The following is a 15,637-nucleotide window of genomic DNA, read 5'->3' as shown; positions in this document are numbered from 1 at the left end:
CATGAAAAACACCATCACCAAGCCTGTGCTTACGCTGGCCTTCTGCCGCATCGAGCGCACGGAGGTTCGCGGCATTGTGCTGCTGGTCGTTCGCACCGCACATGGACACGATGTAGCCTTCAAGGCAATCAGGTCTGCGGTCACGAGCTGGGTTGCCACCACGCCTTGCGGGCGCCGCGTATGGGAAGCAGCGCTTGGCAACGTGACGATCGGCGAACTTGTCGCACACGACGCCTTCAGCGATGCGGCACTTGTCGCCGCGCTGCATACCAGCGGCGTGGAGTTCATTCGCTGCGAGCCCGTTGCACACGATGCCGCCTATTCCTTCGAGGACACCTTCGTGGTGCACGACCCTGATGCGATGCCGATGCAGGCGCCTATCGTCACCGCCCAGATTGCGCGGCCGGTGCGCCTGACCGATACAGAGGGCCGCTGGAACAGTGACCGCACCTTCTTCGTCGAAGGCTTCGATGTGGCGCTGTACCTGCGCGAGATGTTTCCCGACGCGGCCGCGCCGAAGTCGAACGATCCGCGCCGCTTCCTCGGCCCTGTGGCTGGCATGTCCTACCTTGCCGGGTACGGAAGCACGCTGGGCGTGATGCACGAAATCGCGCTGCCCCACTGGAGAGGCAATGCCAGGGCGGCGATTGACCTTCGCAACGGCGGCCACTACTGGCCCTCCGAACTGTTCCAGAAGGTGCTTGCAGAATTTGCACGAGAACTCGACATCGTGCAGCAGCGCTATCCCGCAGCCGAGCTGACCGTGGCCTGCGCCGATGCGACCGACACCGGATGCGTCGCGTTGCGCGCCTATACGCCCGTGGACTGGGATTTCGAGCTTGCCGGCACCGACTTGGCCTCTGTGGCGCGGCTGCAAGCAGAAATCATCGCCAAAGCGGTGAGGACGGGCAGTTCGCTCACCACCTGACATCACTCCATCTCCGACTACCTCGCGGGGCGCGTCTGCGCCCCGCTTTCCTTTCGCACCTGTGTTTTCATGCCGCCGGCATCGGAATGCAGTCCAGTCGATTTCCCCAGCCGCGACGCGGCACGGAAAGACACCGCTGTGGCCACTATGGGCAGCGCATCCACCATGCGGCAGCAACCCTGCCGCTTCCGACAAGGACCGACCATGCATTCCCCGACCAACGATTCCGTTCTGACGCTCGTATTCCTGCGCAATGGCCAAGGCGAGGTTGAAAACCTTTGCATGCTGCGCCTTCGCACCGAAAAACAGCCTTCCGACGCCGTCGAAGCCCTGAAGGCTGCGGTGACCGAGTGGGTTGCCAGTACCGATAAGGGCCGCGACGTGTGGGATTTCAGCTGCTGCGACCTGAACATCGGCGACCTCGATTCCCACGATGGCTTTGCCGATGAAACGCTGCTCGAACTGCTGCGCAAGCACGGCGTCGAGTACGTCGGCTGCAGCCAGGCGCTCGATGCCGCCATCGTCAGCTACGACAAGGTGCTGGTCGACCGCGTCCAGGTCGACGAAGCATAAGCGGTGGCCCCGATCAACCGAAAGGAGTCCCCATGAATTTCGTCGTGCAAACCTACTTTCACCGCATCCCCGGTATCCGCTACCGCCTGGTCCGTACGCGCATCGAGGCCGCGCTTTCCAACGGCGTTCCGATCGAAGTCTACGACGACGGTTTCGAAACCCAGTATTTTGAAAAGCGCGACGTCGCCGAGCGTGTGCGGGGCGAGGAGATTGCCAAGGCGCGTGCTGCGGGAGAAATCATCTATGGCTTGACGGACTTCCTGTACCTGGAAGCCCAGACTGTCGCGGATTACGTTTTTCCGGGCCCGCATGCGCTGGCGCATTTTCGATCCCTGCCGCAAGAGGAGCGCACAGCCCTGCGCATTCGGTACGTCGAGGAAGTCGTTTGTCCGGCGCGCGAATTGCGGCTTGCCGAAGCCGCGTAGCGCTCACCGGGCGGCATGCTTGGCGGGGTGTCACCGCCATTCGCCAGTGTAATGCGGCAAAAAATACCGATGCAATTGCCGGCACCGGCGCGCGTGGAGTCCGCAGAATAGCGCGCTGTTGCCAGCTGCCGTACCTAGCAAAAGGAGTAACCGAACATGCCTCGCGTTCTGACCATGATGCACATTGCCGACTCGCGGCGCCTGCCGCTGGACAAGGATGGGCTGCTGCTCCATCTCGACGGACGCATCAAGACGCTGCGCGCCACGCTTGAAAAAGTCGGGCACTGTGAAGTGCAAACCACGCCTCCCGAATTCATCGACTGGGAAGCCCAGGGCTGCATGCAATGGCGCATGAAAGTCACCGTCGCCAAGCCGAGCCGAAAGGTAACGTGGGACGCTATCGTGGCCGCGATTCTGGCCGTCACACCGGCCAAATGCCAGTTCGTCTACGTATAGCCATTCCCGCCGCCAAGCGCGGCAAACCTCAATCCCCACAAGCCCCGGATCCCCGGGGCTTTTCAATTTTCATGAGACGCGGCCGTGATGCCGCGTTTTTCTTTGGAGCCTACAAAATGAACGCCATCACCAAACCGCAGCAGCTTCAACCCGCCGCGCAGTCAACCGGGCCGGCGCCGTACGAGCTGATCGTTGTTTCCGACGACCGCGACTGGCGTCACGTTGCGCTGATCTTTTCGCCGGAAGGCGGGGCAGGGCAGACGTGGCGGCGCGAAGCAATCTGCGACAAGAAATGCGGCCATGTGCACGTCGACGTCCACTGGGAATTCCAGCAGTCGCCGGCAAGCCGCCCTACGGTCAAGCAAACACCGCCTGCGCAGATCTGCACACAGTTCGCGCAGCTGCATGAAAAGCTGGTCAAGTTCGCCACGCCGACTGCATGAGATAGGCAAGTGCGACCTGCAAAACGACTGCGCCCCTTCCGAATTCGGGAGGGGCGCATTTTTTTTGCCTGATGAAGTCACAAGCAGCTTCGTCCAGCCGGCGATACCGTCCAACGGCATTGGACAGCGCCGGCCATTGGACACCGCGGCGCGCGGCGCATTTCCGGCAGGACTACGGCGTAGGCAGTGTGTAAAGTTGCTTGGCCGAGTAGGTCTTTACCTGGTTGCCGAAGTACGGCGAGGACGGATCGGTGCTCTGTGAATAGGTAAGGATGCCCTGAACCGTGGTGCCGGACGGGGCGAGATTGACGAACTGCACATAGCTGCTACCTAGCAGCGGCTCGTAGTGGCCGTTGACGAAGCCGTAGGACTCCTGTTTGTTGGGTGTTCCTTCGAATTCCTCACCTGCGCTGTAGGGAATTTGCTGGCCGTTGACCGTCACATACTGTATCGATCCAAGCGTCGCATCCATCGCGACACCGGCGGTCTGGAAGGTGTCGATCGCCTTGCCGAACGCCTGCAGTATCGCAGCCTTCGCTGTCGCGTCTCCCGTGTTCAGGCCACGCGGCGTATTGACAGGATCGCTTGCCGAGAACGGCACCGCGTACACGTTCGCGACGGTGCTAGCGCTGCGCCAGAACTCGCGGAAGACATGCGCGCCCTTGGACTCCTGATTGCTGCGCCTGTCCCATGCCGACAGCGCTGTGCAGGCAGCAGCGGTCGAAACCGTGGTGCCGCTGGCAAGCGTGACCGTCGGGTTCGACGCGCACAGCGCAAGCAAGTCGTCGAGCACGATGCTGGACATGTAGTTCTCGTTGCGGTACCAGATCGTCTGCAGCTTGTCCGCACTCATCAGATTTCCCGGCAAGCCGTCGGTGCCGGCGAAGCGGCGCTGAAACGTGGTAAGCGCGGCACGGGTGCGCGGGCGCTGGGCCACATTCACCGGACCGAGCATTGGCGAGAAGGTCGGCCAGGTGATAGCCGGGTTCGCAAGCCAGTAGCTGTCGTTTTCGTTGGAGACGAAATCGGTGCGCACCGCCGAGGCCAGCTTCGAGGCCGGGATCACGCCCGGCACCGGCGTGGTCGGATCGACTGTCCATTTGCACTGCGCCGTCGAGCCATTGAGCACTACCAGACCCGCGATATTGAGCAGAGCAGCCGCCTGCGGCGATGGCGCGCAACGCGTCAGGTCCGGCGTGTCGATGTTCGGTACCGGCGTGATGTCCGCGTATAGCACCTCGCCGGTGGAATCGGCCGCAATGGTGTTCACCCACGGAATGCCAAGGGTCTGCGATAGGACGGATTGTGCCTCGCGCACCGTGGTGGCCTGTCCGAGCTTTAGCCACGTCGGCAGGAAGCGGTTATTGGTCAGGTTCACATCGGACAGCGCATAGGCGCGGGTCGCGGACCAGGACAGGCCGGCAGTCGGAATGACCAGCATCGCGCCGAAATCGGTCTTGTACAGGCGCCGGGTCTGCGTCGTCACCGCGCCGTTGCTGAGCACGTCGACCGGTACATCGACCGGAGTCATCGGCTTTTCGACGCCGTCGACGATATAGGTGCGGGGATCGCCCGACTTCAGCGCCAGCTCGTAAAGCGTGAAGCGCTTGCCGGTGGAGATCGTGTGCGACCAGGAGAAGGACTTGTTGTAGCCAATGCTCATGATCGGCAGGCCGCCCAGCGCCACGCCGGTGACGTCGTAAAGACCGGGAACGGTCATGCGCGCCTCAAAGAAACGGTTCGTCGTTACCCACGGGAAATGAGGATTACCCATCAGCACAGCGCCGCCGCCTTCGACCTTGTCGCGCCCGAACGCCCAGCCGTTGCTGGCGATCGGCGGCGGCGGCAGGCCAAGGGATGCCGGCGTTGCGCCAGCCAGCTTGATCTTCGTTGCCAGCGCCGCAGTAGCCGCGGCAGGCGGCTGTGCGCCGGCGATAGGCTCGATGAAGTTCGCGCCGCTGGACAAAATCGCCTTGTCGACCAGCACCTTGTGCATGTCGGTCAGGGTCATGGCACGCAGCCACGGCTTTCCGCGGCAGGTCGCGTCAACCTTGTCCGCACCCGTCTCCTGAAAATAGCGGTTCACGCCGGCGACATAGCCGGCAATCATGTCCGTGGATGCCTGGTCGACCTTCGCATACAGCGCGTCAGCGCTGGCCGCGTCCACATAAAACTTGTAGAAGAAGTCACTCTCGAGGTTCTTGGTCTGCACGTGCGCGACTTGGGTAAGTACCGTGGCAGTAGGACCCAGGTACTTCGAGCGTTCTCCGTTGACGGTCAGGAGGTAATCCTGCAGCAGGCAGAAGTTGTCCTGCGCGTACGAGTAGCCGAGGCCTGCTGAGGCTGCGGCGAGGTTCGGCGCCGTGATCTGCGCCATGCCTTCCGTGGTGCGGGTCACCTTGAATTGGTGTGCAGTATCTGCCGCAACGGCAGGGATGGTGCTGCCGCTGCCATCCCCACCCCCATGGCAGGCGGTCAATGCAAGCGCAGCGGCGAAGACGGATGTGCGGTGGGTGAGTTTGGAAAGGATGGAGCCGTAGCGATGCTTCGAAAGATCGAACACATGATTCTCCAAAAATTATGTATAGGGATGCCGCGTGGCGACATAACAGCGTAGCGATTTTAAAACTCAAAACCGCATAGCGAAAATACAATCTTTGGCGTGTTCAGGGAAGAAAAAGGGAAAAAATTTGCATGTGCCCCGGACGGTCGGCGCAAATGTTCGGATTGACGGAACACCCTTGTACCGCATCTGCGGGTGTGGCGGGCATAGCAACGGTCGGCGGGAAGGTTCAAGTACTTGCTTAGCGGCGCACAAGGCGAAGATCCGGGTTCTCCAGCTTCGCATTGGCAAAGTGCTTGTCCAAAAATTTCCGCAGCTCCGCTTGGTGATTCGTTTCGCGCAGCTTGATATGACCGGAGGCGAGCAGCACATCACGCGTCTCTGTGCTGAGTCGACGGTCCATGTGCAGGCGGCCGTTGCCATCGAAGGCTATCTGAAATCTGTCGAGCATCCTGTGCAAATGGGAGCACAAGCACAACCCATTGTTGGCGTTGACATTGTCGCCACTGCCGGAGTGATCCCATGGGATGAGATGCGCTGCTTCCAGCAAGTGGCCGGAATCAGCGCCGGTCAACGCACAGCGATTGTCCCACTTATCCTTGACCTCTCGGGCGTACTGGTGATGGCCCATGCGTCGCAGCACAACTGCTTCTACGCTTGCTTGTCCCTCGCGCGCCATTTGCCTTACTTCCGCGCCGCGCAGTTGCGGCACCGACGAGGCGAGCCTGCCGTCGATCCAGTGCGTGGCGCTTTGCGGGCTGAAGACGAAGCCCTCCATGAACTGTTTGAAATTCACATCCGTCATCGCGACTTTCTGCCAGGGCTTTTCGATGGAGATGACGTAGCGCGGCCGTCTTCCCGCGGATTCGCATTCCTTGATCCGTGTGATCTTTCCGACATAGATGATGCTGCGGTTTTCCTTCAGCTTGTCGCGCAGCCTGACTCCGTAGAAAAGCATGACGAACGTATCCTTCGGGGAGGCGATCACCTCCGCCGGCAGATGCCAATCCCCAGCCTTGCCCTGCTTGAAAAGCGGCTCGTTCTTATCCAGACGCTCTTGCGTGTCGTTCTTCACGTTAATCGCAAGAAGGGGCAGTTTGTGCAGCTTCGGTACGTCTTTCCAGTGCTTGACCGTGCGATCCATGGTTCGTCTCCGGTGGACAGTGAGGGACGCTAAAGTTGCCTATCTTATATCTGTATCGCCGCGCCGATCTTGATTTGATCCGACCGCGTAGTTTTTCCGGCGACAGTTGCAAAGGCGTGTCCCAACTCATGGCCGCCTTCGGTATTCGCGAAATCCGCGAAAAACTTGCGTCCATTCGAAAATCCGGTGGATGCCTGCTGCTCAATAATCGATGCCATCCCGTGCGCGGCGCGAGCCGGCGTGTAAAACGCTCAAGCGCGGACTTCGATTGGTGTCAGACATGCAAAACCGCCCCTGCGAATTCCGCGCAAAAATGCTGCGCTTCTTCAGCCGCCAAGGTGGCAGCGTCTCCGGACACGGCGCCGTCGGCAGCGGGGTAACGCATGGCTGCGGCGAGCTGCACTTCGAGGCATCCGATTGCCATGAGGTCGGAATGACTACCTCCGGCGTGCATGCGTACACCGCCACGCTGACGGCAAGTCGCAACGGCGAGATCGACCGGGTATTCAAGCGCGTGTTCTTCATCGAGATGCCGGGGCAGTGCGCGTGGATCGGCGGCTATGCCCAGCCGGATCTGGCGGTGCGCGACCCTCGGGAAGCGCCGGGACAGGTCGAACTATTCCGCTACCTGCGCCAGAACAACGTCTGGGAATCCGAGCGCCTTGGCCGGCAACTTTCCGCGGCCGTTCCCGAGCAATCCTGCGAAGGGCGCGCTACTGCCGCCTTCATGCGCGCACGCGGCCAGCAGCATTCGGTGCGCGTGGGCTATGTTGATGCGAATGGGGAATTCCGCTTGGCCATGTTCATGCCGTCTGCAAACGCGCCGCTGTATGTGGTCTCACGGCAATCGGCGCAGGACCGCATGCTTAGATAGGGGAACATCATGGCCGCCGTGCTCACTGACAAACCCATCCCGCAGGCCGTTGCCGAGCCCGCGCCCGAGCGCCTGTCCTTTGAGCATATCGGCTACAACCTCGGCTGGGATTACGCGGCGTACGGCATGCGTCCACCCAGCGATGAGGAGGCGTGCGTGCTGCGCGGCCATGCCGAGGGCGCGCAGCATTTCCGGCGCGGCACCATCGACACGGACCTTTTCGTGCGCAAGTGGCTGCAGATCCGCTTCAATGCCCTTTTGCGCCGGCGCGTCTTCGACGATGCCGTCACGCCTCAATTTTTGCACAGCATCTGTTCATCCCACTGCCCGATTACGCGCGTGCCGCTCACCGTCGGCACGCTCGGCGGAAGCGACTGGTCGGTGGACCGCATCATCAACGATGGCGGCTATACGCCGCAGAACCTGATGATGATTTCGAGCGCTGCAAACCGCATCAAGGACGGCAGAAATCTAGGGGACGTGGCAGCCCTCTGCCGCAATCCCGAGCTGGATACGCGATTACGGCCGTGGGAATGGATGCGCCTGTATTCCATCATGCAAATCGCCTACTACCGCGCCGGCTTGCTCGCCGAAGACGCGTACCATATCTCGCCAATCGTTGCCTTCGCGCCGCCCCACATTTCGTGGGGCTGGGCCGAGCGGTTGCAGCTCGCCTTTCTGCTGATGGCCATGCATAAGAAGTGCATGGCGAAACTTCCCAAGGGCGGCAGCGCGCATCACTTCTTTACGGTCGTGCGCAACAGTTGCGTCGATACCCGGTCCGCTGCGCTGTCGCACAAGCTCCTCGCCCGCCTTCGCCGCAAACTCGTTTCCGTCAGCGTGCCGTCGGACGTGTGGTGGGATGCCGGCACGCTGACGCTTCTGGCCGACCTGGTCAACCACCAATCGCAGCAAAACCGTTGGCCGCGCCAGTTGATCGCCTCGATGGACCGCTTCAAGGATACGCAGTCCGAGGCCTGCATCACCAAACTTCAGCACGACATGGCCCTTTCCACCAGCGGCTATCTCGTAAGCTGACGGAACGCTGCCGCGGAGACGACGACCATGCCCGATGAAGCCGATTATGCCTGTCAGCGCGCACAGGAAATCCTCGACTCCCAGATCGCCAAGCAGCTCAACGCGGCCGCGCGCGAATACGGCCTGTCGCTGCGCAATGCAGACGGCACCTGCCTGAATGGATGCGGCACGCCAGTGGAGGAATTCGAGGTAGCGCTGACCGCCGCAGAGGTGGCCGCTGCCTTCGCAGAAGGGCGTAACGTGACGACGAAGATCATGCCAAGTCTTTTCTGTAGCCAGGAGTGCGCGCAGGACGCCGCCAAGCGCGAGCGAACTATCAAGCGCCTGCACGGTCATTCAGTAATAAAAACAGTCGATGAGGACGAATAACAAATGGCATCAGCATCTACCTACCCCGCCGGCGAGACGGCGCCTACCCATAAGCGTCAGGAGGCCGCGGACCTCTCCGCGAAATTGAGTCGCGCATCAGTCAGCATGGGCCTGACCGCAATGACGGTGGGCGCTTTGCTCAACCTGCAAAACAGCGTCGCCGCGCGAGTGCTGACCGGGGAGTTCCAGCTTCGGCGCAGCGAAGAGGAGCGCTGGAAGCGTTCCACACTGCTTGTCGAACTGTTCGACGCGCTACGCTTAAAATTCCCGGAGGACACGCTGATGCGCCAGTGGCTGAGCACCCATAACACTGCGATCGACGACGCGCCTGTTGGCTGGATTGAGACGCCCACGCGCCTGGAAAAGCTGATCGCCTACGTCGTCACGGGCCGGCCGCCGCAACTGTGATGGTGCGGATGATGGTCGTTGTGAAGCCGTACCCGCCGCCATACCTTCACGTGACACCAATCTAATCTGGGAATCGCATGCATATATCCGCTGGCTTCTGGATGGTCGCTGCGGCACTGAATACGACCGCGGTATGGGCGACCGTGCCTGCGAGCCAATCCCGTTTTCGCTACTTTGCGCTATTCCTGATCCTGGTCTCGGTGCTGTTTGCCGCAGCGGGGTTTCACTGGACCGGCATACTGGCCGAGTTGCTGTGCGTGGTTCTGACAAACAGAGCGTGGCAATTTCGCCGGGAATGGGAACGTAGCCGCCCGCGCGCCGCGAATGCCGCTCAGATCCCCGGCAAGTAGGCCGGAGTTTCCTTCAACCATATCGCAGCCTTTCGCCATGACGCATCCAGATCCGTCCCCTGCCGCTACCGCCGAGACCTCGCAGCCTGCCACCGTCGAAAGGCGTTCCTGCGTCAATCATGGCGGCATGGTGCCGATTACCGAAGGCACATTCATCCCGCGGGGCAGGCAGATGCAGTTCACCTGCAATCGCTGTCTGGCACAGCGCAAGCCGCCGCGTCCTGTGCGGTAGCCCACCGGGCCGATTCAATGCAGATTCATCGCTTGTGCTTGTGCCGCGTAGCGGCATGCCTGCCCGCATGGTGCTGTGCGCGCGCATGCACGGCTTCCATGTGGCGGTGGTGACTGGTCTTTACCACCCCAACGACGTGATGAAGCCGCACCTTCGGCAACGGCGGTGTGTACGAGGCTTCCAGAAACGGCGAGCCATCGACAAGGCTTCGCAACTTGATTGCATCCGTGGAGCGTACGACCGTCTCGCTGGCATTGAGCAGCACCATGATCGCGTTGCGGCCGGCGGCATGCACATGCATGACGATGCACCGCCCCGCCTCACGGGTATAGCCAGTTTTTGAAAGCAGGATGTTCCACTTTGCATTGCCCACAAACCTGTTCGTGTTGTGGAACGGTCGATCCGCGCCATTGATTTCGATGTCATCTGCAGCGGAAGTGGTGATTTCCCGGATCTGCGGATAGTTGCTGGCGGCCAGTGCCATCCTGGCCACGTCCTGCGCCGTAGAGCGGTTGTGCGGAGACAAGCCGGTCGGCTCGATGAGCACGGTATGTTCCATGCCGATTTCCTGCTGCTTGGCATGGACCTGGTCCAGAAAGGCTTGCATGCCGCCCGGGTAGGTGCGGGCCAGTGCATGCGCAGCTCGGTTATCCGACGACATCAAGGCCAGCTCGAGCAGCGTGCGCCGTGGCAGTACCGCGCCCACCGGGACGCGCGACGAACTGTGCTTCAGCGTGTCGACGTCGTCATCGGTGATTTCGACCTGCTCATCCATGTCTGGCATCGCATCGAGCACTACCATGGCGGTCATCAGCTTCGTAAGCGAGGCAATCGGTACCACCGAATCGGGCGACTTCTCCAGCAGCACTTCACCGGACTGCGCGTCGATGACCAGCGCATGGCGCGAGCCGAGCGAAAACGCGCTTGCGCTCGCGGCAGCGCAGACGAGGGCGAGCGTGGCGATGAATCGAATCATTTGTTGCACCTGTAGAGGAGTCCAGGGCAACAATTTTATTTATGGATGGAAACAACGGGGCGGCAAGTCGCTCGCGTTTTAGGAAGGATTCCGCGGTGCGTTGCGCTCGCGGGGCAGTGCACTCGCAATTTGCCGCAGGTAGCGCTCGTTGGCGGCGAGCCAATCCAACAGGTTGGAATGCGCGGCCAGTAGCTCAGGCGCCGACGCAGCGAGCAGGGCACGCATCTCGATGCAGGCGTTGATGCGTGCGTCCAGTCCGCCCTCGGTCTGCCCAATGACGTATCGCAGGCGGGATAGCACCGTCTCCGGCGGCTCACGCCGCAATGTCATGACATCCGCGCTTGCGCCATAAAGGCGGAACATCCATTCGGGGCAGAGCGCGGCGGCAACCGCCAACAGGATGATCGACATTCCGATCACCGCAATGCCGTAGCGATGCAGGAACGATGTCGAAAAGAGGTCTATCGTCAGGACGGCGCAGGTGCCGAAGAAGGCGCCGAGCAGTCCGCCAAGGGCAAGTTTCTGCACCAGCCGGTTCAGTTTGTTTTTCATTTCCGGAATTGTTAACGCAGCACTGCTGCGATGTCGGCAAGATGCAAGAGTGACACATGCGCAGCGCCCGGCAGCGGCAAAAGCGCGGGCAAACGATGCAGCAGTCATGCCCCGACCGGTACCGGGATATGTAAAGTTGTGTAAAGGCCTTAATGTCAGACGCAAGCTTTTGCCGGGCATGCCGATAGAAGGTCACAGCGCCAACCGGCATCAGGCGGTCGGCGCTCCTGAAAACCCATCAAGAGGAACACCATGTCTATTTCCGCACTCTCGACAAGCTCGGCTTACCAGTCCCCGTCATCCACCACGAACCAGGGATCGTCGCGTGGTAGCGCCATGAAGTCTCTGGTCGACAGCATCAACAGCGGCGACCTTACCAGTGCGAAGGCCGCATTCGACGCGCTGCAAAAGAACAAACCCGGCAGCAGCACGTCCGCATCTACTGCCACGAGTTCGACTACCAGCGCCACCGGCACCAGCCAACGGGTTCAGGATATGGCCGCGATCGGCCAGGCGCTTCAGAGCGGGGACGCTGATGCCGCGAAACAGGCGCTGGCGAAGCTTCAGCAGGACCATAAGGCGGCTGAAGCTAATGGCCCGACGCACGGCGCCCAAGGTACGCAACACGTTCAGGGCGGCCACCATCACCACGGCCACAAGACCGAGTCAGCCGAATCCTCCACGTCTTCCAGCTCGACGCAGGACGAGATGGCAACCTATAGCGCCTCTGCTTCCACCACGCAGACCAGCACTACGGGTTCAACGATCAACGTGTCGGTCTGACGCTGAAGTTGTGCGCGCACGTAGCCGAGCGCAGCGCAACCGTTCTCATTGCTTACGTTACCGCGGTCACGCTTTCGCTATGGGGAATAGGTCTGCCTGGATACGGCAGGCCTTCGCCCAGCCGATTGTTCACCATGCGCCGCTCAAGCCGGTTGCCGCAACTCCAGCCGTACACGTAGTTCCCCGGATGCGGCAGGCGGCGAAACGGACCTTCGGCAAGAGCCCGCGTCACATAATCTGCAGGGTCTTCTCCGAAGCGCCGTTCAGGTGCGCCCGCGACGAGCAGCTGGCGATAGGCATAGGCAGACCCTGATTCCTGCTTACGGATTTTTGCCAGCGACCGTTCGGACACGACATGGCCGCTTGGAGTGATGATTAACGTGCGGGGCTTCGAACGTCCCAACAGGCGTGCGTTTGACGCCATGTAAATCACGCCAACATGCCCATATTTGATGAGGTTGGCGTCTTCATCATAGCGCGGCAGCGGGTCTGCGTAGGCTAAAACAGACGTGATGCGCGTTTCACGCGCCAGGATGCGATTCGCAGCGGCGATCAGGAAGGACTCGCCATTACCTTCGACAACGTCGGTGCACAGAAATCGTCCGCACTCGACGCCGGTCTCCATATCGGCCTTCAGCCACTTCGACAGGGATGCTGCCTGCATCGGCACCGAGAACAGGGCAAGTCCAACCAATTCGTCGCGCTGGAACGGCATCTTGCGCATCATGCCGACTCGCACACGCGCCGGCGGCATCGAGCCCGAGTAGTGGTGTGCGCCGCAAAATGCCTTTGCTTCTGCCTCGCCGATCAGCACGACTTCATGTCGCGAGGTGTTGAAAGGCTCTCCCGCCGGGCGAAAGCTGACGCGCTTCCTGGTCCAGCGCTGGCAGAGCTGATCGCGTGAAAATAGCGGTCGGGTTTCCGTCACTGGCAGTCCTCCGTCAGCGATGCTTCACATAGCATTTCATGGACCACAAGGATCGAGCGGTCATAGTTCGTCAACTCTTCGCCAGCCACACCGAACAAGACCTTCCTGCGCATGCCGTTGGCCAGATAGACTTTCGTTTCATCCACCGAAAAGACGTCGCGGGCAATTGCGACCAGTTCGTCGCCGCGATAGATGCCAACTGGGCGGCGCTTGGCGCACATTGCGCGGTCCTTGTCGTCGAGCCACGCGACTGCGGCAAGGCTCACCGGCGCGATGCGGTACCGCGCGAGGATGACGCGCTCTCCATCCGAGGCGATATGGATAGCGGGCCACTCCGGCGCTTCGTTGCGGCCGACGATATGGTGGTTGCCCCTCATGGCGCATCCTGCTGCAGGAGCTGACCCAAGGAGTCGCCTGCGCCGATATCGTCAGCACCGGCTTCAGTGCGCGCCGCACGCAGCACCCGCGGGTCTTTTTGACGCAGCAGGTGCGAGTAGTGGCGGCAATAAGTGCTTGTCGCGCGCCAGTAGGCGGCCATCGGACTTTTACGCCTGGCCCACGCGTTCTCGGCTTGCTCATTGGCCTGGACACGCAGTTCGGAGAACAGCGCGGCAATCTCCATGCGCTGCGCCAGCGGAAGCTCGAGCAGCTTCTTCGCTGCCGGCAGTTGGAAAAGCGGATTGTCATAGCCCATCGTCATTCCTCGGCTTGGATGCGTGTGCGCATCGATGGATTCAAGTATAGCGTTGATATCAACGGCGTCAACCCGAGCGCACGGCATGTCGCCATTTCGGTACGGTGCAAGACGATTTGCAGGCGCGGGTGTTGAAGCAGACGTTGCGGGTTGTCGGTGAAGTTTTCTTATGGCAACATGAAAAACAGCGCGCATAGCCTGCACCGGCCGGGCTGCTTGCCACAAGAACGAATTCCAACAAATGGTCGGTGCGCATTCCACGATGCGGTCTTTACTGCAGTCGGCATCTCTACTCATCAACGGCGTTGTCAGAGGGAGCTGTATGGAAATCCGGTTATGCGAGATCGGCCCCGATCAGGTCAGGGTCCATCAACCGCTGCCATGGGACGTGTTTTCAGCGAAGGGCCAGCTGCTGCTGCATCGCGGATTCGTCATCATCAGCGAGACCCAGCTCGCACACCTGCTTGAGAAGGGCATGTACGCGAATGCGCAGGAAGTCGCCAAGCCCAAGCCCGACCTCAAGCGGCAGGTGTTTGACCCTTTTCTCGAATGGGAGGAAGTCAGCAGGAGCTTTGCCCGGCTCACGCTCGCCTTCATGGACGACTGCCGGCATATCGGCGCGCAGACTGCGGCGCATGTGGACGAGGTGATGCACCTGGGCGAGCGTATCGTCGCGCTGGCCGCGAAAAAGCCGGACGTGCTGATCTTCGAGATGACGCAGATGGACATGAGCCACTATGTCGTTGCCCACCATCTTCGCGTAGCTGCGCTGTGCTCGATCATGGCGGCCAGGCTGGAATGGAGCGCGCAGGACAGGAGCAACGTCTGCCGGTGCGCGCTCACCATGAATATCGCGATCCTGAAGGCGCAGGCGTCGCTTGCCGCGCAAACCCAACCCATCACCGCGGCGCAGCGACAGGTCCTGCGCAATCACGGCGCACGCAGCAGGGCGGTACTCGAGGCGATGGGCGTGCACGATGCCGACTGGCTTTGCGCGGTGGAGGAGCACCATCCCGAAGATCTGGAGTCCGGGACAAGTTCCTCGGCCATCGCGCAGCTTGTACACCATGCCGACATCTATCTGGCCAAGGTATCCGCGCGCGCCTACCGCGACGCCAAGCCGCCTCAGATCGCCGCGAGGGAACTGTTGCAGGATGCGCGTCTCGATCAGTCGCTTGCCGGCACGCTGATCAAGGAAATCGGCATCTATCCGCCAGGAAGCCACGTCAAGCTCGCCAACGGCGAAAGCGCGGTGGTGGTGCGGCGCGGGCTGCAAGCGCACACGCCACTGGTATGCAGCCTCGTGAATCCGGATGGCATGCCGCTGGGCGAGCCAGTGCCGCGCGACACCGCGCAGGGGAAATTCGCCATTACTGCCGTGATCCCGAAGGCCAAGGTGATGGTGTCGTACGATCGCGCCAAGCTTTTCGGATTGAAGGCGCCGCCGAGCGCGTAGCGATGGCGCGGTCAACCGTGGCAGGCCCCCCTCGGGCCGTTAGGGCGACCGCTTTTTCCTCATAGCCGCGTGCTTATCCGCGACCAACTTTCGCAGCACATCGTTGCGGTTGGTGCCATATCCCCATGCGATCAAGTCCTGCAGTCGGCCGAATTCTTCCGCGGTGGGAAAACGCACCATGAAACCGGCGCCACCTGCGGCCTTGATGTTCTCATTCAGACGCTCGCTGCGCTCTGTGCTCGTGTTATCGGTTCGTTTCTTCGTCGCCATGGCGGTGTGGGCAAACTGTTCGGAAAGGCCAGTATATCGTTGATACCAACGCGAGTGGTTCGCTTGTCCTTCGCCGTTTGCGAGTTGAGCACATTCGAAGACGGTCACATTTGCGCCTTCCGGAAAGGCTGCGGTGTGCTAGTCTGAGATCCAGGAAGCCATGTGTTGCGCACTT

The 15,637-nt window shown here is 61.2% G+C and carries 21 protein-coding genes; 13 read left to right on the top strand and 8 right to left on the bottom strand.

What is annotated here, in order from left to right:
- The first annotated feature begins 1 nt into the window (after position 1).
- The 5 genes from JJB74_RS16420 to JJB74_RS16400 all read left to right on the top strand — a co-directional run bounded on the left by JJB74_RS16420 (position 2) and on the right by JJB74_RS16400 (position 2,825).
- Complete coding sequence (locus JJB74_RS16420) at positions 2-928, top strand: hypothetical protein (RefSeq protein ID WP_200593418.1); 927 nt, start codon at positions 2-4, stop codon at positions 926-928.
- A gap of 204 nt (positions 929-1,132) precedes the next feature.
- Positions 1,133-1,501: a hypothetical protein gene (locus JJB74_RS16415; protein ID WP_200593417.1), complete on the top strand. Its 369-nt coding sequence runs from the start codon at positions 1,133-1,135 to the stop codon at positions 1,499-1,501.
- A gap of 32 nt (positions 1,502-1,533) precedes the next feature.
- Positions 1,534-1,926 carry a hypothetical protein gene (locus JJB74_RS16410; RefSeq protein WP_200593415.1) on the top strand — a complete coding sequence of 131 codons (393 nt, stop codon included), beginning with the start codon at positions 1,534-1,536 and terminating at the stop codon, positions 1,924-1,926.
- Between the two features lie 156 nt (positions 1,927-2,082).
- Positions 2,083-2,382: a hypothetical protein gene (locus JJB74_RS16405; RefSeq protein ID WP_200593413.1), complete on the top strand. Its 300-nt coding sequence runs from the start codon at positions 2,083-2,085 to the stop codon at positions 2,380-2,382.
- Positions 2,383-2,498: 116 nt separating this feature from the next.
- Positions 2,499-2,825 (top strand): hypothetical protein, encoded by a 327-nt coding sequence (locus tag JJB74_RS16400; protein ID WP_200593411.1) that lies wholly within the window; start codon positions 2,499-2,501, stop codon positions 2,823-2,825.
- A 172-nt stretch (positions 2,826-2,997) separates the two neighbouring features.
- On the opposite strand, the gene JJB74_RS16395 is transcribed toward JJB74_RS16400, so the two are convergent.
- Both JJB74_RS16395 and JJB74_RS16390 read right to left on the bottom strand, forming a co-directional pair.
- Positions 2,998-5,388, bottom strand: a complete 2,391-nt coding sequence (locus JJB74_RS16395; RefSeq protein ID WP_200593409.1) for a penicillin acylase family protein — start codon at positions 5,386-5,388, stop codon at positions 2,998-3,000.
- Positions 5,389-5,629: 241 nt separating this feature from the next.
- Positions 5,630-6,532, bottom strand: coding sequence for an HNH endonuclease (locus JJB74_RS16390; RefSeq protein ID WP_200593407.1), 903 nt, complete (start codon positions 6,530-6,532; stop codon positions 5,630-5,632).
- Positions 6,533-6,812: 280 nt separating this feature from the next.
- Between JJB74_RS16390 and JJB74_RS16385 the strand changes: the two genes are divergently transcribed.
- From JJB74_RS16385 to JJB74_RS33295, 6 genes are all read left to right on the top strand, one after another.
- A complete protein-coding gene (locus JJB74_RS16385; protein ID WP_200593405.1) occupies positions 6,813-7,406 on the top strand; it encodes a hypothetical protein in 594 nt (197 codons plus the stop codon).
- Positions 7,407-7,415: 9 nt separating this feature from the next.
- Positions 7,416-8,444 carry a hypothetical protein gene (locus JJB74_RS16380; RefSeq protein ID WP_200593403.1) on the top strand — a complete coding sequence of 343 codons (1,029 nt, stop codon included), beginning with the start codon at positions 7,416-7,418 and terminating at the stop codon, positions 8,442-8,444.
- 27 nt (positions 8,445-8,471) lie between these two features.
- A complete protein-coding gene (locus JJB74_RS16375) occupies positions 8,472-8,813 on the top strand; it encodes a hypothetical protein (protein ID WP_200593401.1) in 342 nt (113 codons plus the stop codon).
- 3 nt (positions 8,814-8,816) lie between these two features.
- On the top strand, positions 8,817-9,221 hold the full coding sequence (locus tag JJB74_RS16370; RefSeq protein WP_200593398.1) for a hypothetical protein: 405 nt from the start codon (positions 8,817-8,819) through the stop codon (positions 9,219-9,221).
- 77 nt (positions 9,222-9,298) lie between these two features.
- Positions 9,299-9,571 carry a hypothetical protein gene (locus JJB74_RS16365; protein WP_200593396.1) on the top strand — a complete coding sequence of 91 codons (273 nt, stop codon included), beginning with the start codon at positions 9,299-9,301 and terminating at the stop codon, positions 9,569-9,571.
- A gap of 37 nt (positions 9,572-9,608) precedes the next feature.
- Complete coding sequence (locus tag JJB74_RS33295) at positions 9,609-9,803, top strand: hypothetical protein (protein ID WP_234484218.1); 195 nt, start codon at positions 9,609-9,611, stop codon at positions 9,801-9,803.
- A 25-nt stretch (positions 9,804-9,828) separates the two neighbouring features.
- Here the strand turns inward: JJB74_RS33295 and JJB74_RS16360 are convergent, their stop codons facing one another.
- Together JJB74_RS16360 and JJB74_RS16355 are read right to left on the bottom strand one after the other, a co-directional pair.
- Entirely contained in the window at positions 9,829-10,779 is a 951-nt protein-coding gene (locus JJB74_RS16360; RefSeq protein ID WP_200593394.1) for a D-alanyl-D-alanine carboxypeptidase family protein, read from the bottom strand.
- Positions 10,780-10,857: 78 nt separating this feature from the next.
- On the bottom strand, positions 10,858-11,331 hold the full coding sequence (locus JJB74_RS16355; RefSeq protein ID WP_200593392.1) for a hypothetical protein: 474 nt from the start codon (positions 11,329-11,331) through the stop codon (positions 10,858-10,860).
- A gap of 252 nt (positions 11,332-11,583) precedes the next feature.
- On the opposite strand from JJB74_RS16355, the gene JJB74_RS16350 reads away from it, so the two are divergent.
- Positions 11,584-12,114: a hypothetical protein gene (locus JJB74_RS16350; protein WP_200593390.1), complete on the top strand. Its 531-nt coding sequence runs from the start codon at positions 11,584-11,586 to the stop codon at positions 12,112-12,114.
- A 52-nt stretch (positions 12,115-12,166) separates the two neighbouring features.
- Here the strand turns inward: JJB74_RS16350 and JJB74_RS16345 are convergent, their stop codons facing one another.
- The 3 genes from JJB74_RS16345 to JJB74_RS16335 are packed head-to-tail and all read right to left on the bottom strand — an operon-like array spanning position 12,167 to position 13,961.
- Positions 12,167-13,042 carry a Mom family adenine methylcarbamoylation protein gene (locus tag JJB74_RS16345; RefSeq protein WP_200593388.1) on the bottom strand — a complete coding sequence of 292 codons (876 nt, stop codon included), beginning with the start codon at positions 13,040-13,042 and terminating at the stop codon, positions 12,167-12,169.
- Entirely contained in the window at positions 13,039-13,419 is a 381-nt protein-coding gene (locus JJB74_RS16340) for a hypothetical protein (protein WP_200593386.1), read from the bottom strand. The genes JJB74_RS16345 and JJB74_RS16340 overlap by 4 nt, the downstream gene beginning before the upstream one ends.
- A complete protein-coding gene (locus JJB74_RS16335; RefSeq protein ID WP_200593384.1) occupies positions 13,416-13,961 on the bottom strand; it encodes a hypothetical protein in 546 nt (181 codons plus the stop codon). Before JJB74_RS16335 ends, JJB74_RS16340 begins: the two co-directional genes overlap by 4 nt.
- A 97-nt stretch (positions 13,962-14,058) precedes the next feature.
- On the opposite strand from JJB74_RS16335, the gene JJB74_RS16330 reads away from it, so the two are divergent.
- A complete protein-coding gene (locus JJB74_RS16330) occupies positions 14,059-15,192 on the top strand; it encodes an HD-GYP domain-containing protein (protein ID WP_200593382.1) in 1,134 nt (377 codons plus the stop codon).
- Positions 15,193-15,231: 39 nt separating this feature from the next.
- Here the strand turns inward: JJB74_RS16330 and JJB74_RS16325 are convergent, their stop codons facing one another.
- Complete coding sequence (locus JJB74_RS16325; RefSeq protein ID WP_200593380.1) at positions 15,232-15,570, bottom strand: hypothetical protein; 339 nt, start codon at positions 15,568-15,570, stop codon at positions 15,232-15,234.
- Between the last annotated feature and the right edge of the window lie 67 nt (positions 15,571-15,637).

Origin of the sequence: Noviherbaspirillum pedocola (assembly GCF_016632335.1) — a bacterium.
GTDB classification, from domain to species: domain Bacteria; phylum Pseudomonadota; class Gammaproteobacteria; order Burkholderiales; family Burkholderiaceae_D; genus Noviherbaspirillum_A; species Noviherbaspirillum_A pedocola.
This window is presented reverse-complemented; position numbering and strand designations above follow the sequence as displayed.